The sequence below is a fragment of the Mesorhizobium sp. M1182 genome (assembly GCF_040318335.1).
Classification (GTDB): domain Bacteria; phylum Pseudomonadota; class Alphaproteobacteria; order Rhizobiales; family Rhizobiaceae; genus Mesorhizobium.
The window spans coordinates 1-18345 of record NZ_JAMYMD010000013.1 but is presented as its reverse complement, the minus strand read 5'-3'; the positions used below and the strand labels follow the sequence as shown (position 1 = coordinate 18345).

18 protein-coding genes are annotated in these 18345 nt (G+C 62.5%); 6 read left to right on the top strand and 12 right to left on the bottom strand.

The window, feature by feature from the left end; genetic code table 11:
* Window positions 1-45 precede the first annotated feature (45 nt).
* Entirely contained in the window at window positions 46-927 is an 882-nt protein-coding gene (locus NKH33_RS17255; protein WP_352768081.1) for a YihY/virulence factor BrkB family protein, read from the top strand.
* Between the two features lie 112 nt (window positions 928-1039).
* Here NKH33_RS17255 and NKH33_RS17250 read toward each other — a convergent pair whose 3' ends face one another.
* The 4 genes from NKH33_RS17250 to NKH33_RS17235 form a co-directional block, all read right to left on the bottom strand.
* Window positions 1040-1801 (bottom strand): glutamine amidotransferase, encoded by a 762-nt coding sequence (locus NKH33_RS17250; RefSeq protein ID WP_352920734.1) that lies wholly within the window; start codon window positions 1799-1801, stop codon window positions 1040-1042.
* Between the two features lie 86 nt (window positions 1802-1887).
* Window positions 1888-2889 carry a rhamnose ABC transporter substrate-binding protein gene (locus NKH33_RS17245; protein WP_352686514.1) on the bottom strand — a complete coding sequence of 334 codons (1002 nt, stop codon included), beginning with the start codon at window positions 2887-2889 and terminating at the stop codon, window positions 1888-1890.
* A gap of 46 nt (window positions 2890-2935) precedes the next feature.
* On the bottom strand, window positions 2936-3925 hold the full coding sequence (locus tag NKH33_RS17240; protein ID WP_352920732.1) for an ABC transporter permease: 990 nt from the start codon (window positions 3923-3925) through the stop codon (window positions 2936-2938).
* Window positions 3922-6480: an ATP-binding cassette domain-containing protein gene (locus tag NKH33_RS17235; RefSeq protein WP_352920730.1), complete on the bottom strand. Its 2559-nt coding sequence runs from the start codon at window positions 6478-6480 to the stop codon at window positions 3922-3924. The genes NKH33_RS17240 and NKH33_RS17235 overlap by 4 nt, the downstream gene beginning before the upstream one ends.
* Window positions 6481-6677: 197 nt before the next feature.
* On the opposite strand from NKH33_RS17235, the gene NKH33_RS17230 reads away from it, so the two are divergent.
* The 5 genes from NKH33_RS17230 to NKH33_RS17210 all read left to right on the top strand — a co-directional run bounded on the left by NKH33_RS17230 (window position 6678) and on the right by NKH33_RS17210 (window position 10607).
* Window positions 6678-7961, top strand: a complete 1284-nt coding sequence (locus NKH33_RS17230) for an ROK family transcriptional regulator (protein ID WP_352503588.1) — start codon at window positions 6678-6680, stop codon at window positions 7959-7961.
* A 192-nt stretch (window positions 7962-8153) separates the two neighbouring features.
* Entirely contained in the window at window positions 8154-8354 is a 201-nt protein-coding gene (locus NKH33_RS17225) for a CsbD family protein (RefSeq protein ID WP_023719429.1), read from the top strand.
* A gap of 524 nt (window positions 8355-8878) precedes the next feature.
* The gene (locus NKH33_RS17220) at window positions 8879-9406 is read left to right on the top strand and encodes a hypothetical protein (RefSeq protein WP_352920728.1); all 528 of its coding nucleotides are present in this window, start codon (window positions 8879-8881) and stop codon (window positions 9404-9406) included.
* A 265-nt stretch (window positions 9407-9671) separates the two neighbouring features.
* The gene (locus tag NKH33_RS17215; RefSeq protein WP_031211977.1) at window positions 9672-9929 is read left to right on the top strand and encodes a hypothetical protein; all 258 of its coding nucleotides are present in this window, start codon (window positions 9672-9674) and stop codon (window positions 9927-9929) included.
* Window positions 9930-10013: 84 nt separating this feature from the next.
* Window positions 10014-10607: an SOS response-associated peptidase gene (locus tag NKH33_RS17210; protein WP_352920726.1), complete on the top strand. Its 594-nt coding sequence runs from the start codon at window positions 10014-10016 to the stop codon at window positions 10605-10607.
* Between the two features lie 91 nt (window positions 10608-10698).
* Here the strand turns inward: NKH33_RS17210 and NKH33_RS17205 are convergent, their stop codons facing one another.
* From NKH33_RS17205 to NKH33_RS17170, 8 genes are all read right to left on the bottom strand, one after another.
* Window positions 10699-11244 carry a group I truncated hemoglobin gene (locus NKH33_RS17205; protein ID WP_352920724.1) on the bottom strand — a complete coding sequence of 182 codons (546 nt, stop codon included), beginning with the start codon at window positions 11242-11244 and terminating at the stop codon, window positions 10699-10701.
* Window positions 11245-11432: 188 nt separating this feature from the next.
* A complete protein-coding gene (locus NKH33_RS17200; RefSeq protein WP_352920722.1) occupies window positions 11433-11738 on the bottom strand; it encodes a hypothetical protein in 306 nt (101 codons plus the stop codon).
* Between the two features lie 118 nt (window positions 11739-11856).
* A complete protein-coding gene (locus tag NKH33_RS17195; RefSeq protein ID WP_352920720.1) occupies window positions 11857-12180 on the bottom strand; it encodes a hypothetical protein in 324 nt (107 codons plus the stop codon).
* Window positions 12181-12990: 810 nt separating this feature from the next.
* A complete protein-coding gene (locus NKH33_RS17190) occupies window positions 12991-13509 on the bottom strand; it encodes a flavin reductase family protein (protein ID WP_352920718.1) in 519 nt (172 codons plus the stop codon).
* A 27-nt stretch (window positions 13510-13536) separates the two neighbouring features.
* Window positions 13537-14955 (bottom strand): FAD/NAD(P)-binding protein, encoded by a 1419-nt coding sequence (locus tag NKH33_RS17185; protein WP_352920716.1) that lies wholly within the window; start codon window positions 14953-14955, stop codon window positions 13537-13539.
* Entirely contained in the window at window positions 14952-16127 is a 1176-nt protein-coding gene (gene ssuD / locus NKH33_RS17180) for an FMNH2-dependent alkanesulfonate monooxygenase (protein WP_352920714.1), read from the bottom strand. The genes NKH33_RS17185 and ssuD overlap by 4 nt, the downstream gene beginning before the upstream one ends.
* 33 nt (window positions 16128-16160) lie before the next feature.
* Complete coding sequence (locus NKH33_RS17175) at window positions 16161-17408, bottom strand: SfnB family sulfur acquisition oxidoreductase (RefSeq protein WP_352823719.1); 1248 nt, start codon at window positions 17406-17408, stop codon at window positions 16161-16163.
* Window positions 17405-18196, bottom strand: coding sequence for an ABC transporter ATP-binding protein (locus NKH33_RS17170; RefSeq protein ID WP_352920712.1), 792 nt, complete (start codon window positions 18194-18196; stop codon window positions 17405-17407). The genes NKH33_RS17175 and NKH33_RS17170 overlap by 4 nt, the downstream gene beginning before the upstream one ends.
* Window positions 18197-18345 lie beyond the last annotated feature (149 nt).

Sequence of the window (18345 nt, the reverse complement as noted above, 5' to 3'; positions counted from 1 at the left end):
GCTGCGCGGCCGCTACTTGTTTGTTGACAGGCATGCGAGGCCTACATGTGGAATTTGGCAGCAGAGGGCTGGAGGCTCCTCAAGCAGAGCGTCATCGGCTTCATCGACGACAATGCGCTGAGCCATGGGGCGGCGATAGCGTTTTATGCCACGACCTCGCTTGCGCCGATCCTGCTCATCGTTGTCGCTATTGCCGGCATGGCCTTCGGGCACGAGGCGGCGCAACTCGCCCTTTCGGCACAGATCGCTGGCCTGATGGGGCCGCAAAGTGCCGAGCTGCTGCAGGCGACGATCGAGAGCGCCTCGCAGAAGGAAGCGGGAACCCTTGCCAGCATTCTGGGGCTGGTCACGCTGTTCGTCGCCGCATCCGGCGTGTTCGGCGAAATGCAGCTGGCGCTGAACGAAATCTGGAAAGTCAAACCGAGCGGGGCAACGATTTCACGAATGGTGCGGGCACGCATTGCAAGCCTGGGCCTGGTCGCCGCGCTTGGTTTCCTGCTGCTGGTGTCGCTGGTCGTAAGCGCTGCAATTTCGGCGCTCGGAGAGGTCATCAACGCCGACCTGCCGTTCGGCACCATTATCCTGAGCGCCATCAACGGGATCGTCTCGTTTGCCCTGATCACACTGCTGTTTGCCGCAATCTACAAGGTGCTGCCGGACCGCAGCCTGCAATGGCGCGATGTCGGCATCGGCGCCGCGGTCACCGGGTTTCTGTTCACCATCGGCAAGTCGCTGATTGGCTGGTATATCGGAACCAGCGCCATCTCATCATCATACGGCGCGGCCGGCGCCCTGCTCGTCGTGCTGTTATGGGTCTATTATTCAGCGGAGATATTTCTGCTGGGCGCCGAATTCACGCGAGCCTATTCGGTTCGACATGGCAGCCGGTCCGATTTGAAGAACAAGGTGGAATTGCATGGCAAATGAGTTCACGCCGAAATTCGACCTAGCCGACGAGGTGGTGGTGGTCACCGGCGCCTCGCGCGGCATCGGCCGCGCCAGGACAACCGCACTGGGTCAAACCTAGTGTCCGGCTTCCTCATTCATTGCCGGCAAGCCAACGGACCATATTCGCCATCAGTCTTCCGTAGAACGGCCACGCGAGGAAATTCTGCGAGAGCCAATGCGGGCCGATATCGGTTGCCCAGGCAATCGTGCGGCCGCGGCCATGGCTATCGACGGCAAGGAGCGGCCAGTCGGTGCCGCGATGGTGGCAGGTCGCCAGAAGCCGGGACGAACCGTCGCGCCTGAATTCCAGCTTGTTCATGCCGAGAATCGGCGGCAAAGGCCCCTCCACCCCGGAAAAAATCGGATGTGACGACTGCAGGATGGAGGCCTGCAGGCCTTGCGGCACCTCCATGCCGTCGCAGTAGGGTAGGCAATGGACCGGCAGAACGTCCTCGACCGGGGTGTCGTGGAAACGCGCCGTCCCGAACATGCCCTGAAAGCCCATATAACCGCCGGCCAGCATCAGCCCGCCGCCACCTTCGACATAGGCCTTGAGCACATCGAGGCGGTTGACGCCAACACGCCCGGCGCGGGCATCCGGCCTCACCAGCAATGTCAGGGCGCCGACATCGGAGATCACCACCGCCTGATATTGGGCGAGCCCATCGAGGTCATAGGGAAACTCCGCGCTGCAACGCTCGCCGCCGATCTGCGTGACCGCGATGCCTTCAGTGGCCAGCGCGGCATTGAAGGCCGTCGCGCCATTTGTCAAGGCCGCACTTGTAAGCACGTCGCTGCCGATGGCGATCGACGTCGTCGCCGCAAAGGTTTCGCCCGCAAGCAAGATCTTCATTGCCGCCCCGCACTGTTTTCATTTCGAGAGGTTTTTGGGAAGGGCGCCGGATGGACCGGCGCCCCTAGAACTCAAGCTCTACAGGATCAGAATTTGAATTCGGCCAGATTTTCGGGAGTTACGATCTTGGCCGGACCAAGGATCAGTTCGCCGCCGGCGCCAATCGTGTATTCGCCGAGCCTGCCTGCCGTGAACTTCTCACCCTCCTTGCCGGTGATCTTGCATTGCGCAAACGCCTGGGCCGTCTGATAGGTAAGATAGCCAAGATCGGTGACGTTCCACCAGATATCCTGAGCCGCTTCGTCCTTGATGTATTTCGAGATCAGAGTGGCCGGCGCGAGGCCGGTCAGCTTGACCTTGCCGATCATGCCCGCTTCCTCGAGTGCACGCGCGGCCGCCGGAAGGCCGATGCCTGCCGGGACGATGATCACCTTGAGATCGGGAAACGCCTGCACCAGCGCCAATGCCTGCTGCTGGTTGATCTGTTCGCTTTCTTCGCCATAGGCCACCTGCACCAGCTTCATTTTGGAGAACTTCGGCTCGGCCGCCATTTTCGCCTTCATGAAGTCGATCCAGGCATTCTGGTTGGTCGCCGTCGGCGTCGACGACAGGATCGCGAATTCGCCTTCACCGCCGCTGAGGGCGAATGCACTTTCGAGCATCATCTCGGCGAGGCTGTCGCCCTTCACCTGATTGACGAACACCGCACGCGCATCGGCGGCCACATCGGAGTCATACGAAATCACCCTGACGCCCTGCTGAACGGCGCGCTTCAGCGCAGGCGCGACGGCGTTGGCGTCGTTGCCGGCAATTGCGATGACTCCGACCTTCTGCGAGACAAGGCTGTTGATGAATTCGATCTGCGCCTCGGCGGTCGCCTGCGATGGGGCGACCTGGGTAGCGGTGCCGCCAATTTCCTTGGCTGCCTCTTGTGCGCCTCCAAAGGCCACTTTGAAGTAGGGATCCGTGTCGAGCTTGGGCAGGAAACCGACCGTTACGGGTTCCTTGGCGCACTCCTGGCTGAAGGCCAGCGAGCTTTGCGCAAGCAGAACCGCGGATGCGAGCAGGGCTAATCTAAACGCTTTCATTGTGACTCCTCCGTCAAAATTCGGGCTTGAAGGAAGGGGCCCGAGATCACCCCTTTGTCTCGCGCATTGCGCGGGATCTGCTGAGCATCTCCTGTGTGGAGCGCCAGTAATTGCCGACCAGCAGCGAGCCGATCAGAAGCAGGCCGATGATCATGCCCTGCGCGTCGCCACCGATCTGGTTCAACGCCAGCACGTTGCGGATGATGGCGATCAGGACCAGTGCCAGCATCACGCCGGTCAGGCGGCCCTTGCCGCCAAAGACGCTGACGCCGCCGAGCAGCACGATGGTGATGACGTCGAGCTCCATGCCGAGCGCATTGTTGGCGCGGGCGTTGGAAAGGCGCGCGGTATAGACGATGCCGGCCATCGCCGCGACGACGCCCGAGACGACGAACAGGTTCAGCACCATCCGGCGCGTGTTTATGCCGGAATAGCGCGCCACCTCGGGGCTGCCGCCGAGCGCGTAGATGCGCTTGCCGGTCGGCGTCTTCTGCAGCACGACCGCAAACACCGGCGCCAGCACCAGGAAGGGCACGATGGTCCACGGTATCTCGGTGCCAGGCAGGTTGTTGATGCCGAAATCGACGACCGCGGGCGGCAGGATGTTGACCGAGCCGGTGCCGAGCAGGATGTAGCCAATGCCTCGATAGAGCGCCATGGTGCCGAGCGTCACAACCAATGACTGCAGTCCGAGGCCCGAGACCAGATAGCCGTTGAAGGCGCCGAGCAGGCCGCCGATGACGAGCGTCAACGGGATTGCGGCAAGTGTCGGCACACCGGCCTGGACCAGCAAGCCAAAGACGACGGACGTCAGCGCCAGCACCGAGGCGATCGACAGGTCGATCTCGCGGGTGATGATGAGCAGCGTCATCGGCAGGATCAGCAATGCCTTTTCCGAGGCGCTGGCGGCCAGTTGCGAGAGATTGAAGCCGGAAACGAAATTCGGCACGAAGATCGCGGCATAGAGGAAGATGGCCAAGCAAGAGGTCGCCAGCAGCAGATCCCAGAAGTCGATCGAACGGAGGAACTTTTTCACCGCGCCCTCGCCTGTCTTGCCTGCTCGGCCCGCCGCACGATGAAGGTGTCGATGCCGATGGCGACCAGGATCACGAGGCCGTAGACGCCCTGCAGCCACAGCGGGTCGACGCGCACCAGCGTCAGCCCGTTCTTGATGACGAGCAGCGTGAGCGCGCCGAGGATGATACCGAGCAGCGTGCCCGAACCACCGCGGATGGCGACGCCGCCGACCACCGCCGACGCGATCACGGTGAGTTCGAAGCCGAGCGCGACGCGTGCATCGATGGTCGCATAGCGCGATGCCCACAGCGCGCCACACAGGCCGCCGAGCAGGCCGGCCATGCCAAAGGCCAGCAGAATGCGGCGGTCGACGGGGATGCCGATAAGACGCGCGCCGTCGGGATTGGAGCCGGCGGCGAACAGTTCGCGCCCGATCGCCGTGCGATAGAGCAGCACGTAGCCCAGGCACAGGATAACGATCGCGATGATGACGATCAGCGGCACGCCGGCGATCTTCAGGCCGGTCATGTCGAGCCAGGCTTGCGTGACTTCGTCGGCGCTGATCTGGTCACCGGCTGCCCAGATCGAGTTGAAGCCGCGGAAGATCGACATCGAGGCCAGCGTGACGACGATCGCCGGGATCTTTCCCCTGGTGACGACGAGGCCGTTGATCAGGCCGGCGACGCCACCGACGGCGCATGCGGTTAACAGGCCAATGCCGATGTCGAGCCCTGGATAGGCCTGGACCATGCTGGCCGCCATGTAAGCCGACAGGCCGATCACCGCAGCGATCGAAAGGTCGATGTTGCGGGTGATCAGCACCAGCATCTGCGCGAGTGCTGCAACGACGAGCAGGGCGGCATCCATCGACACGGCGGTCAGGTTTGCAGCGCTCACCATGCGCGGGTTGATGATGGTGACGGGGACGGCGACCGCCAGCATCGCGGCGAGCAGGCCGAACTCCCGCCGCTTTAGTATGTCGAGCGGTCCTTTTCTCTTCTCCTCGCCGGCGGCCTGTGCCGCCGCATCGGCGCTTTCGCCGGCGTTGGTCGCTGCTTCCAGCACCTTTTCCTGAGTGGCTTCGCCCCTGGCAAATTCGGCCGTCCGATGGCCTTCGCGCAGGACGATGATGCGGTCGCACATGCCGATGAGCTCGGGCATTTCGGAGGAGATCAGGATGATTGCCATGCCCTGGGCGGCAAGGTCGGCGATCATCGCATGCACTTCCGCCTTGGTGCCGACATCGATGCCTTGCGTCGGCTCATCGAGGATGAGGACGCGCGGTTCGGTGCGCAGCCATTTGGCCAACACCACCTTCTGCTGGTTGCCGCCGGACAGTTCCTTTACCGGCTGCGCGTAGCCGGAAAAGCGAAGCTTCATGCGCTTCAGCCAGTCCGAAACCAGATTGATCGCGCGGTTCGTGCCGTAGAAGCCGGAGCGGGCTGCCTTGTCGAGGACGGGCAGCACGGCGTTGTCGAGGATGGAAAAATCCATCACCAAGCTCTGGCCCATGCGGTCTTCCGAGACATAGGCGATGCGCGCATCCATGGCGTCGCGTGCCGAGGCGAAACGCACTGCCTCGCCGTCGATCAGGATTTCGCCGGCATCGGGCTGGTCGATTCCGAACAGCACGCGCGCGATCTCGGTCCGCCCGCTGCCGACCAGGCCGCCGAGCCCGAGCACCTCGCCGGCATGGAGCTTGAGGTCGATATTGGAAAAGCCGCCGGCGTGCGAAAGCCCCCTCGCCTCCAGCACCAGTGCGCCGGTGGCGTGGCTTCGTTGCGGATAGAGGTCGGTGACCTCGCGGCCGACCATCATGCCGATGGCAGCGGCGCGGCCAAGCTCGGCCTTCGGCTTGACGCCAATGAGGCGCCCGTCGCGCAGCACCGCGATGCGGTCGGCGATGCGGAAGATCTCGTCCATGCGGTGGCCGACGAACATCATCGCGACGCCATGCAGCCGCAGGTCGGCGACGACGGTGAACAGCCGCTCGACCTCGCGCTGCGACAGGGCGGCCGTCGGCTCGTCCATGATCAGCACCCGCGCGTCGAGCGACAGGGCGCGGGCGATCTCGACCAGTTGCTGTTCGGAGGTGCGCAACGTTGCGAGCCGGGTTTCGGCCGGCACGTCGAGGCCGACTGTCGCCAGCACCCTGCGCGCGCCGGCAAGCATGGCGGCGTTGTCGATGCCGCCGAAGCGGTCGCGTGGCATATGGCCGAGATAGATGTTCTCCGCCACCGAAAGATCAGGGAAAAGACCGGGGTGCTGGTGCATGACCGAGATGCCGGCAGCCTGGGCGTCGTGCGGCGAATGGAAGACCACAGGCTTGCCATCGACTTCGACGTGGCCGCCGGTCGGGAGATACACGCCGGCCAGCAGCTTTACGCAAGTGCTCTTGCCGGCACCGTTTTCGCCAAGCAGAGCCAGCACCTCGCCTGAGCGCAATTCGAAGGACGCGTCCTTGAGGGCGATCGTGCCGCCGAAGGCTTTTGTCGCCTGAACCAGGGCAACGGGGACAGCCGCGTCGCTCTTCACCATGGCGTCGGCTTCGCCTAATGCGCCCAAGTGCAGCACCTTTCCTCCCTTGGTCCTGTTTTTTCAATTTGCTATATTAAATGGCCGAATGTCGCAACTGGAAAATTGACTTCCATGGCCGCGAAGGGCACTGTCGCGTCGCGCACGGGTGCGATTGGAGTGCTCGACCCCGCGGCAGCCTCAAAGCTGCAAGCGGCTGGAGCGGCTCTGCGGGAATGAATGGGGAGGCGCCGGTTTTGTCCGGAAAAGGCAGCAATTCGGTCAAGGTTCGGCATTATAACGAGCGCTTCGTGCTTGATGCCATTCGCCGCCTGAAGGAGGCATCCAAGTCCGATCTGGCGCGCGCCGCAAATCTGACGCCGGCCGCGGTCGCCACCATTGTCGACGGGCTGGAATCTTCCGGATTCGTAAAGCAAGTGGGAAAAAGGTTCGGGCAACGCGGATCGCCGTCCACTCTCTACCGACTTGCACCTGAGCGTATCTACAGCGTCGGCATCAAGATCGGCCGGCGCGCGCTGGAAGCCGTGCTCGTCGACTTTGCCGGCGAGGTCCGCTCGCGCGAGTCGCACGAATATCGCTTTCCGGATCCCGACATGGTGCTCAAGGCCGGCAACATGTCGCTGGCCAATTTCGACAAGCTGGTCGAGGGGCTTGGCGATGCCAGCATCGTCGGCGTCGGCATCGCCTCGCCATATTTCCTCGGCGGCTGGAGCGAAGAGCTCGGCTTTCCCGACGATCTCGGCAGCCGCTGGGAAGCAATCGATCTGACGACGTTCTTCGCCACAAAGCCGAAGACCCCGGTCTTCGTGGAAAACGACGCGTCATCGGCCGCACTCGCCGAGCTCATCCAGGGAACCGGCGCGCGGTTCCGCGACTTCATGCATATCTCGATCGACACCTTTGTCGGCGGCGGACTGGTGCAAGGCGGCAAGGTCCACACCGGGCCGCACGGCAACAGCGCCGCGCTCGGTCCTTTGCCGGTCTCGCCTTCAAGCCTCGATTCGGTGGCGGCCAAGCCGGCGCGCTACCAGAGCCTGCTGCATCGCGCTTCGATCTATGTGCTGGTCAATCATCTCAAATCGCGCGGCATCGAGATCAACCGTGTGCGCGAACTCGATCCCTTGCCGCCGGGGGCGCGCGAGCCGCTGTCCGAATGGATCGACGATTGTGCCAATGCGCTGGTCGAGGCGATCATCGCCATCACCTCCGTCATCGACATCGAGGCGATCGTCCTCGACAGCATCCTGCCGCGGCCGATTCATCTCGAGCTGCTGGCAAAGGTGCAGACCCAGTTCAACAGGATCAGCGCCATCGGCATCGTGGCGCCGGAAATCGTCTCGGGACAATTCGGCCCCGAGGCTTCGCCGATCGGCGCGGCGATGCTGCCGTTCTCGGCACTGTTGGCGCCCGACAGCGGCGTGCTGATGATCGGCAAGGACAGAACAATGCTGCTGGGCAGCCTGTCGAGGCTTGCCAGCCAAGGCCAACCAGCAAGAAGCTCAGCGCCTTCAACGGCATAAGACAGTGCCGCGAAAGAGCATCAAGCTCCAGGCATCATCAACATCAGCTCACAGTCAGGCACGGGCACGGCGGGCTTTTTGCGCCGGCACCGGAACTTTTAGCGGCTGCTAATCTTCATTCGTCACCGACATTGCAATGCCGATCGGTCCGCGCTCCGCTTCAGTGCGGGCCCAGGAAGCCAGGAGGAACATATGAACTGGGATCAAATCAAGGGAAAATGGACGCAGTTCAAAGGCAAGGCGAAGGAGCAGTGGGGTGACCTCACCGACGACGATCTTGATCGTATCGAGGGCAATAGGGACCAGCTCTTGGGACGCATCCAGGAGCGATATGGCATCGCCAAGGAAGAGGCGGAGCGCCAGGTTGATAACTGGTCCAGAAGCATCAGCTGAGCCTTTGGATGCAATGCCGTTTGCTGCCCACCACCGGGGTGAAACTCTGCGTCGCCCGCCGTGCCGACTGGTGCCGTGGGCTCTTTCGACAGCGAGGCCCGCGAGGAACCTTTAGCCGCATCTAATGTTCCACTTGCGTGGCGGGCTTCGCCCCGGCGTGCGCCCAGCCCAGATGCAAGGAGTGCAATCGTGAACAACATTATCTGGCTGGTCGGCGCCATCGTGATCGTAATCGCCATTTTGAGCTTTTTGGGTCTGCGATAGGCCTTAGCCCTCTCCTCGACCTCTTCGATTCGGCAACGGCTCCCTCTCGGCGTGGCCTCACTGCCCGTTGCATTCAAGCAGGTCAGACTTAGGTCCCAAGCAAGATACTCAAGGATTGGACCGAAGCCCCGGCTGAGGAACGTAGCCGGCTGGTTCACGTTGTGGTGAGCTTTGGCGCGACGAAGATGCGTCCGGGCAGAAGAGTTCAAAGCCAGGGAGGAGAGGCCCGACGCTCCGAACGGGCGTCGGGCCTGGGCGTAATGCAAACAATCAGCAGACTGTTCAATTCCCATGCCCAGGCAGCACGTGCCGTGGCCAAGCTTCAGGCTGCCGGGATTCGTCGCCGGCAAATCAGCGTGGTCGGATCTTACAACGATAATGATGAACCGATCAGCGTTGCTGGATATTACGACGATGAGATGAGCGCTCTCTGGCGGGGTGCGATTGCTGGTGCCGCACTTGGCGCGACGGCTGGTCTGTTGGCCGGCTTCAGCGCTTTTGGAGTTCAAGACGTTGATCCCGCGGGGATGACCGGCATGGCCCTGGTCGGTGCGGCGTGGGGCGGCTTTGCCGGCGTGCTTCTCGGAACTTTCGCCAATTCTGCCCAGAAGCCGCGCAAGCCGAAGATCGCAGAAGGTGTCGTACTGGTGATGGCCCGCATCGATGAAAGGCAGGCCGGCGCCGCGCATACGGTGCTCCGGAGTTTCGCGGAGATGCCTTCCGGGCCGATGAAGAGGAGCGCTTTGCCAAGTTCAAGCCGGCTCCGCGTCCGATCTGGTGCCCGATGAAGTTTGTTTCGCGAAACGGCAATTCAAACCGGAGGCGCCCGACGAAAGCTTGGCAAACCAACACTTTGGAAGCATGCGGGCTACTTGCCGTCGTGTTGTCCTTTATTATTACCGTTCTGTTGGTTGGTCTCATCCTTGGCTGAACCCATGCCCCTGCCACCGGCGACACTATGCCGGGCAACTGGCGAAGGTTGTGGCCAGTTCGAAGGATTAAACCATTCGTGCTAAGCGTTAATAGCGTGTAGCCATAGGAGAGGACGCCAACGTGGACAAACGGGCTGAAGGAGACGCGGAGAAATTGGCTCGAGGCGAGTTCGAGCTCAGAGCCGAACGATATGGTGTGAACGCCTTTCTTCTCGTTGTCGAACTCGTAAATCTGCTGGAAAAGCGCGGAACGATCAGCAGCGACGACGTCGCCAAAATAGCCGAGGCCGCCGCACTTGCCGTTGCCGCATCCAGCGAACCCGACGTGAACAGCATCAATCTGTTGCAGGCCATCGCTGCCGCACGCCGGCCCAAATAGGCTTATATCAAATCCGCCAGCAATCGGCGCCAACCGATAAACGCTATGTTGAACTGATCTCGGTCGAGCGTACGGAGCCTCTCCATGTGCAATGACTACGAGCAGCACATCGCCTGGGCCGAATACTGCCGGATGATGGAATCGCTGGCGCTCAAAATCCCCAGCCATCAAACCGAACTGGATCTGCCGCAGGCGGATGACATCCACATCAACGACCCCGCACCTGTAATGCGCGCCGCCGGCGACGCAATCGAACTGGCGTCGATGACATTCGGCTTTCCCCCGGCCGGGCCAAAAGGCGGACCTGTATTCAACTTTCGCTCGGAGGGCCGGCAGTTCAGCAACAGCAAGCGCTGTCTCGTTCCGGCGTCGGCATTCTTCGAATTCACGGGAACGAAATATCCAAAAACCAAGCACAGGTTCACACTGAATGGCCAATCGTTCATGGCGATTGCCGGGCTGTGGCGCGAGGGTGTCGGCAACAAGCCGCCGACGTTCACGATGCTGACGAGCGAGCCAGGGCCGGACGTGGCGCCATATCACAACCGACAAGTGGTTGTGCTGCGGCCATCGGACTGGGCGGCCTGGATCCATCTCACGAGGTCCGAGGCTGAACTCCTGCGGCCGTTGCCGGAAGGGTCGCTCAGAGTGGAAACAGCTCGGGCAGGTTCGGAGTAGGAACCATCGGAAAATTGCGCGCTGAGCTGCGGCTGCGCCTCACGGCGACGCGCGCCATGCTCAGAACGAATGCCCGCGCGATATAAGCGCTTCAGCCCCGCTTGACGTAGCCGGCGGTGACCTCGTCCTTGTGGGCGGCGAAAGCTTCCAGGACTTCGGTTTTCTCAGGCTTCGGAATCTTGAAATGATCCAAGGTCCGCCCGAGTTCGGCTGCGACCTCATCGAATTCCGCGGGGGAAATCCGCAGGTCGCGATGCGCCTCCTCGAGGCCGAGCGGCGTCGTGCCGGGCTTGGTGGCGACGAACTTGAAGGGCCCGCCAGAAACGTCGCAGACCCACAGCGTGCGCATGAACTTGAGGCCGGGCAACCTTTCAAGGTTCTTGGTGTGCCATTTGCGCAGCTGCGGATTCTTGGACTTTTGGCCGACGATCGGGTTCCTCACGACGGCGTCGCTGAAATGATCGATCACCGCTGCGATGGCGAAAACACCCCCCAGCCGCTCATACAGACTTTTCTCAGATGCGGTTTTCTTCGTCTGCGCGTGCGCCTTGTCGGCAGGCAATACCGACGTCGATGCGGCGGCCAGCGCCAGCGCGGCGACAACACTTCGTCTTGTGAGAGAAGTCGAAATTTTCATCCCTGGTTCCCTTCGAGGTTAGGCCAGAGCGAGCCGCAGCCTGTCTGGCGGGCTTCATGAAATGACATTCGGACGCTTTGCCATATTTTAGCATCGCCTAAAGAACTAACGAGCCCTTCGCCCGAATTATTCCGATTGACCGCATTGCCGTGGTCAACTTGCGTAAAGGTCGCGCGGATGAGGAAGGCTTAAGCACGCGTCGCCGCACGCAGCAGAGGTCGCGAAGCCACTTCGGCCGCATCGGCGGCCCGATCGATGTTGCGGGCACCGTAGTCTTCCTGACCTCGCTGGCGGCGGTCGCCTGCGGCCAATAGCCTGTGCTTTTCGAAGATCGCGAGCTTCTGCGGATACGTCATCCGCACCTTGGCGTTGCACCCGTCGCATCTGAAGTGCGCGATTGTTCTTAGTGCAGAGCCCTTTCTTACCGCCGGATGCAAGCAATCCGGACATTCGAATGTGAGCGCGACATCCGATAAGTCTTCGGCTAAGCCCATTTCCGTCCCCTTCGCAAACTCGGTGGCTACACTCTGGCGATTCTCAACGGGCAATTCAGATGCCAAACGGCTGTGCCAAAGCGGGACTAGGCCAATTCGCCTCGGAACGCCCGCCAAGCTAGTGCGCCTTCTCTGCCCCTTTTGAGCGACGAAGAGACCTAACTTCCTCCAGCAGTTCGCGCTCATTGGTAGTCACGTTTCGGAAGATTGCGACAATCATCACCGCCAAGGCTTCGGCATCCAGGCTTAGAGGGTCAATGTGCTCATCTGCGCAAACCTGATCAAACACGCGTTCACAAATAGCCAAATCGTGAGGGCTGAGGCGAGTGCGATTGAAACGCCGGCGCCACATTTGCGAGCCTTCGACGCCCGCCGCCCCGTTGCAAAAGAAGCGGGCCTTGGCAAGAAACGCGAGTCGTTGAACGATTGTTCCCGGCTGCAAGCTTTGTTAAGCCGCCTGCAGCAGGGGCAGACCAGAATGCATTCCCCACGCATCATGGCGCATGCGAGCGCCGTGAGGTGAGTGTGCAAGACCACAGCTTTTGACGAGCCTGTGCGCGTGGCACTCGGCAGGTCGCGGGGCGCCATATTTTTCGGCAACCTCGCCAACCGCGCACAATCACCATCGAGCAGGTCAAGGAGGCCTTGGAAGATGCGCCAGCGAAACAATCTGGTGCTGCGAGAGAGGATTGAACTCTGCCTTGGTATAATTAATTCAATAACAGGTCATTTGTAACATTGTGACGGACAGCGGAATGGACATAGTTTTAAGCGCCGTTGCATGCAGCCGAGCGATTTTCGGCGTTCAACACGTTCCCGGGACTCAACGTTGAGCCACAACCTTGTCAGTCTCGTTATCGAGGACGCCCGCGCCTTGTTGATCGAGACAATATCGAAGCTCGGGCTCCAACTCGCCTAAAAGCCTTGCGAGCCTGATTTGTGGCGAAAGGTGGCACGCCCGATAACTCCCGATGCTTATTGCGACAGGGCTTATGGAATAATGGCGAGATCAGCGTGGGGATGATTGGATGGATGGACATGTTTGGGCATGTCGCACGCCGATTCATGATTTCCTACGGCTCACTTTCCCATGCACTTGTCGATAAAGGCATTATAGTCCCTGCGGTTCTGGCTGGACGCCAAAAGACCTGCCTCGCCTTTACTGTTTTCTCTCCAAGGCATTCTAGATTAGACCTTCATTTGAATGCCTGGACCTTCGCCGCGCCGCCAAGCACCAGGAACCGAAATACGCTTACGACGATCCGTATGCGCCGTGATGATAGATCAGCGCCGGGCCGGGCTCTCCGCTCACCACATGCCGGACGCTGCCGAGGATCAGCGCGTGGCTGTGGCGAATAATAGTATCCTCAACCGTGCAGTCGACCGCGGCAAGCGCCTCGTCGAGTGCCAGTGCGCCGCTTGCAAGGCTGGACCAGCGAGCGCCCTCGTAGCGCGCCGACCCCTTCAGGCCACCGCGCCCGGCAAAGCGGTCGGCAATCGTGATCTGGTCGGCACGCAGCACATTCACGCAGAAATGCCGATGCCGGCTGATGGCTGCCCAGGTAGACGAGTTCAGATTGATGCTGACAACCATCACCTCTGGTTCGACCGATAGGGAATGGGCGGTGGTAACGGTTGCGCCCGTCCGTTCGTCGCCAACACCTGCGGTGACCACGGAGACAGCTCCGGCCAGGTGTCGCATCGCAAATTTCAGGGGAACCCGGCTTTCCACTAAGGTTTCCACTAGGGGAACGCGTTCGGTCAGTGTCATCTGGATAGCCTCATCGTGTTTGCAGCTTCACGACGCCTTGCGACGCAACGCCGTTTGGTATCCCAACCATTGGTGAATTTCGGCGGCGATGCGCTCGGCATGTGCGGTGACTTCGGGAATTCCCATCAGTTCGCCGACGCTGCCTCGCGCCAATGGCCCGCTGACGAAGATGCTGTCGGTCGGGCGCCCGGATGTGCCGACCGCACGGCCTTGGCTGTCGGTCTCCAAACCAAGACCAATCGGGTCGAGCCGGACCAGTCCCATCCGCTCGAGCGCCGCAATCGCCGTGTTGGTCCGCAAGATATCGGCGTGCGCCGGTCCGGTCGTCACGACCACACTGTCGAAAGCCTCGACAACGAGGCTGCGTTGGCCACGCAGCCGCTGCCTGACGCAAATGCGTCCGTCGACCTGTTCGGCGCCGACAATCGTTGCGGCGCGATAGGCAAGCTTGCCCTCGGCGACGCATCGATCGAGCACGTCCGCAACTTGCGGCGCGAGGCGGAAGCGATGCACGTCCCAGAGCGCACGAAGATGGCGTGCCACACGTCGCTGCTCGGCCAGCGGCAAGGCCTGCCAGATGGTTTGTCCCTGACGTCGGACAGCATCGAGCACCGGATGCCAGTCTTCGCCCCGGCGCTTGGCATCAAGGATCGTTACCCGGATGCGCCTGAATAGTGCCGTTGCGCTGCGTGAAGGCAGGGTCGTGAAATCGCCAATTGGATCGGCCAGCATCGCGGCTTGGCCGCGCGAGCGATAGCCGTGGCGTGACAGCGCGACGATGTGGCCACGATGCCCCTTGCGGTCGAGCGTTGCAATCACGTCCGCCGACGTCAGTCCGGTGCCCACGACCAGGACACGGTCGTCGCGGCCGATCGCTTCCAGCCTCTCGAGATCATAGGGATTGGCCACCAGCCCGGCTGTGCCAGCCACGGACTTCAGGGGCATCGGCAAGGCCGGCGGCGGATGCGTCGTCGCAATCACCACGGCGTCGGCAGCGAGCGCCCCGCCATCAGCGAGGATCAGACGGTAGCCCTCGCCGGTGCGCTCGACCGATGCGACGGCGGACCTGACATGGCGGATCGTTTTGCTGAGAAGGAAGGGCCGGAGATGAGATTCCACATAGCGCCCGAAAACGCGACGCTGCGGGTAGAGTGCTCCGTAGGCGGCAATAGCCTCGGCATCGTCTACAATGGCTCTGGTCTGCTCCAGCCAGTCGGCAAAGTGGCTGTCCTGGCCGGAGATCAGCGTCATTCTCGACGCCGGCACATTGATACGATGCGCCGGATCGGCCGTGGAGTAAGCCAGACCATAGCCGAGCCCCTCGCGGGGCTCGACGACCACGATATCGGATGCACCGGCCGGGAGCAGTCGCGCCAGATGAAACGCAGTCGCCGCACCTGAAAAGCCGCCGCCGACAATCGCTATGATCGGTGCGCTGGCGCTCAAGACTGGCTCGCGCGCAGCGCCGACGGGCGATGGTCGCCGGCCACGGTTTCGCCGAAGGGGCCCATGTTGACGGCCGTCTGCCGCGTTGAGATCTCGTGATCGAGTGGCAACTGCGGCAACACAAGTTCGCCGAAGCGATAGGCTTCCTCCAGATGCGGGTAACCGGACAGGATGAATGTATCGATGCCTATGCGCCGGTATTCATCGATCCGTGCCGCCACCGTAGCCGCATCGCCGACCAGAGCGGTGCCGGCGCCGCCACGCACCAGGCCGACACCGGCCCACAGATTCGGACTGATTTCGAGTTTGTCGCGACGGCCGCCATGCAGCCGGCTCATGCGCGACTGGCCGACGGAATCCATGCGCGCGAAAACCTTCTGCGCCTCGGCGATCGTCTTGTCGTCCAGGCGGCTGATCAGGCGGTCGGCATCGGCCCAGGCTTCGTCATTGGTTTCGCGAACGATGACATGCAGCCTGATGCCGAAACTCACCTGGCGTCCGGCCTTCTCGGCAAGGCCGCGCACATGGTCGACCTTTGCGGCGACGTCAGCCGGCGGTTCGCCCCAGGTCAGATATTTATCGATCTGCTCGGCGGCGACCGCATTGGCCGCCTCCGACGAGCCGCCGAAATATAGCGGCGGATGCGGCGTCTGCACAGGCGGGAACAGCAGCCTTCCGTCCTCGATGCGGAAGTGCTTGCCTTCGAAGGCAATGGTCTCGCCGCTGAGCACGGCCTTGTAGATATCGAGAAACTCCCGCGTCACCTCATAGCGCTCGTCATGGCTGAGGAAGATGCCGTCGCCCTTGTTCTCGACCGGGTCACCGCCGGTGACCACGTTGATAAGCAGGCGCCCGCCGGAAATGCGGTCGAGCGTCGAGGTCATCCGCGCGGCAAGCGTCGGCGATTGCAGGCCCGGCCGCACCGCAACGAGGAAGCGGAGCCGCTGCGTCAACGGCGCCAGCGCCGACGCCACGACCCAGCTGTCCTCGCAGCTTCGGCCGGTCGGCAGCAGCGCGCCGTAATAGCCGATGGCGTCGGCGGCCTTGGCGACCTGGGTCAGATAGGGCAGGTCGACCGCCCTGCCCCCCTCGGAGGTGCCGAGATAGCGGCTGTCGCCATGGGTCGGGAGAAACCACAGGACCTTGATCCTGTCGGGGATGGCAGTGCTCATGAACAGTCCTTTGTGACTTTACGGCGTTCTCGCTCAGCTCCAGGCGTGTAGCGGCGGATTGACGTCGTTCAGGTAATAGTTGCCGAGGATCGCGTATTTCCAGCGCACCGGATCGTGCAGCGTGTGGGTTCGGGCGTTGCGCCAGTGCCGGTCGAGATTGTGCTCGGCCAGTGTGGATCGCGTGCCGGCGAGTTCGAACAGTTTGTTGGTGGCGTTGATGGCGATCTCGGTGGTGAGGATCTTGGATTCGGCAACGGCGATCTGCGCTTTCGCGACGGTCCTATCGTTCGGATCGGCCACGGCGCGGTCGACCGCAAGGCCGGCCTTGTCCAGAACCGCCTCGGCCGCATTGGCCCGCAGGCGGAGGTCGCCGACCGCCTGAATCGTGTAGGGATCCTGCCAGGCATGATCGACGCCGCTGTCGATCCACGCGCGCGACTTGGTGCGCACGAAGCTGACGGTTTCGTCGATCGCCGCGTTGGCGATGCCGAGATCGACAGCAGCCTGGATGATCTGGAAGATGGCGCCGTCGGCCGTCGGCCGGTCATAGCCCTTGTAGCCGGGGACGAGATGCGTCTTCGGCACTTTCACATTGTCCAGCAGGACTGTGCCGGACAGCGTCGTCTTCTGGCCGAAGCTCGACCAGTCGTCGATGACCGTCAGTCCGGGCGCGCCGCGATCGGCGATGGCATACCAGGCCCGGCCCTCGTCATCGAGCGCCACGATCGGCACCAGATGGGCGAGCAGCGCGCCGCTGGAATAGAATTTCTGGCCATTGACCACGACGTGGTCGCCAGCGTCGACGAATTTGGTCTCGAAGTCGGCCGCCCGCTTGGAGCCGAATTCCGAGAACGCGTTGCCGAACCGCGTGCCGGACAGAACTTCGGCGAAGAGCAACTGCTTCTGGGCCTCATCAGAGACGGTGCGGATGGCGGCGACGACGCCGAGATGGTTCTGCGGAATCTGGCCGAGCGACGGATCGGCCGCCGAGATGATGGTGATCACCTTCGACAGCGTCACATAGGAGAGTTCCGGTCCGCCATAGGCCTTCGGCACGTTGATCGACCACAGGCCGCTCTGCGAAAACGCATCGAGCTCTTCCTTCGGCCAGATGCGCTCGCGGTCCCGCCTGGCGGCGTCCTTGGCGAAGTCTGCGGCCAGTTTTTCCGCCACAGCGATCGCCTCGGCGTCGGTCTTGATGACATGCGCTCTGGCCGACGGACGCTCGACCGGGGGGACGGCGCTGCGGATATCGGACGGCTGCTTCGATTGGATGGTCATGCTGCGGTCTCCTTGGGAAAATGTTGCGATGGAAGCGGCGTGCCGCCGAGATAGTAGGTCTTGATGTCGTCGCGCTGGCGCAGGTCGGCGGCCGACCCTTCCAGCACGCTCTTTCCGTTTTCGAGCACGGTGGCGCGGTCGGCATATTTCAGCGCCACTGCCGAATTCTGCTCGGCGACAAGGATCGAAAGATCTTCGTCCCGATTGAGCCGCTTCAAAGCGCTGAAAATCTCGTCGACGATCAGCGGCGCCAGCCCCATCGAAGGCTCGTCCAGCACGAAGAGTTTCGGCCGCGACATCAGACCGCGGCCGATCGCCGTCATCTGCTGCTCGCCGCCGGAGGTGAGGCCGGACCGGGTTCGCCGCTTCTCGGTGAGCCTGGGGAAAAGCGCATAGACGCGGTCGAGGTCGGCCTTGACGCCGGTGCGGGAGGACGAACGCCCGAGCGCGCCGGTCAGAAGGTTCTCCTCGACCGTCAGCGAGCGGAAGCAGTGTCGGCCCTCGAGGACCTGGACCAGACCCTTGCGGACGAGGTGAGAGGGGCTTGCCCTGGAGACATCCTCGCCGTCGAAAGTGATCCGACCAGCGGTAACAGTGCCGCGCTCGGCCGGGAGGAGATTGGATACGGCGCGTAGCAGCGTCGTCTTGCCGGCGCCGTTGGAGCCGAGCAGTACGACGATCTCGCCTTTGCCGACCGACAGGTCGACACCGTGCAGGGCGGCGATGGCGCCGTTGTAGACGGCCTCCACGCGACTGACCGACAGGATCGGATTTTCCGGGCTGGACATCGATGACTCCGCAATAGGCAGGAAATCGCGGGGCGGCCCGGGGGGGGGGGCGGCGGGGGGGGGGGGGGTGGGTGGGGGGCGCGGGGGGGGGGGGGGGGGGGGGGGGGGGGGTTGGGGCGGGGATGTGGTGTAGGGGCGGGCGGGGCGCG

What these genes read in the sequence shown, in the direction of transcription:
- NKH33_RS17225 (WP_023719429.1), top strand. Translation starts at nt 8,154, where the DNA reads ATGAACTGGGATCAAATCAAGGGAAAATGGACGCAGTTCAAAGGCAAG.
- NKH33_RS17175 (WP_352823719.1), bottom strand. Translation starts at nt 17,408, where the DNA reads ATGACCATCCAATCGAAGCAGCCGTCCGATATCCGCAGCGCCGTCCCC.
- NKH33_RS17190 (WP_352920718.1), bottom strand. Translation starts at nt 13,509, where the DNA reads ATGACACTGACCGAACGCGTTCCCCTAGTGGAAACCTTAGTGGAAAGC.
- NKH33_RS17205 (WP_352920724.1), bottom strand. Translation starts at nt 11,244, where the DNA reads ATGAAAATTTCGACTTCTCTCACAAGACGAAGTGTTGTCGCCGCGCTG.
- NKH33_RS17170 (WP_352920712.1), bottom strand. Translation starts at nt 18,196, where the DNA reads ATGTCCAGCCCGGAAAATCCGATCCTGTCGGTCAGTCGCGTGGAGGCC.
- NKH33_RS17200 (WP_352920722.1), bottom strand. Translation starts at nt 11,738, where the DNA reads ATGGGCTTAGCCGAAGACTTATCGGATGTCGCGCTCACATTCGAATGT.
- NKH33_RS17250 (WP_352920734.1), bottom strand. Translation starts at nt 1,801, where the DNA reads ATGAAGATCTTGCTTGCGGGCGAAACCTTTGCGGCGACGACGTCGATC.
- NKH33_RS17220 (WP_352920728.1), top strand. Translation starts at nt 8,879, where the DNA reads ATGCAAACAATCAGCAGACTGTTCAATTCCCATGCCCAGGCAGCACGT.
- NKH33_RS17255 (WP_352768081.1), top strand. Translation starts at nt 46, where the DNA reads ATGTGGAATTTGGCAGCAGAGGGCTGGAGGCTCCTCAAGCAGAGCGTC.
- ssuD (WP_352920714.1), bottom strand. Translation starts at nt 16,127, where the DNA reads ATGAGCACTGCCATCCCCGACAGGATCAAGGTCCTGTGGTTTCTCCCG.
- NKH33_RS17245 (WP_352686514.1), bottom strand. Translation starts at nt 2,889, where the DNA reads ATGAAAGCGTTTAGATTAGCCCTGCTCGCATCCGCGGTTCTGCTTGCG.
- NKH33_RS17210 (WP_352920726.1), top strand. Translation starts at nt 10,014, where the DNA reads ATGTGCAATGACTACGAGCAGCACATCGCCTGGGCCGAATACTGCCGG.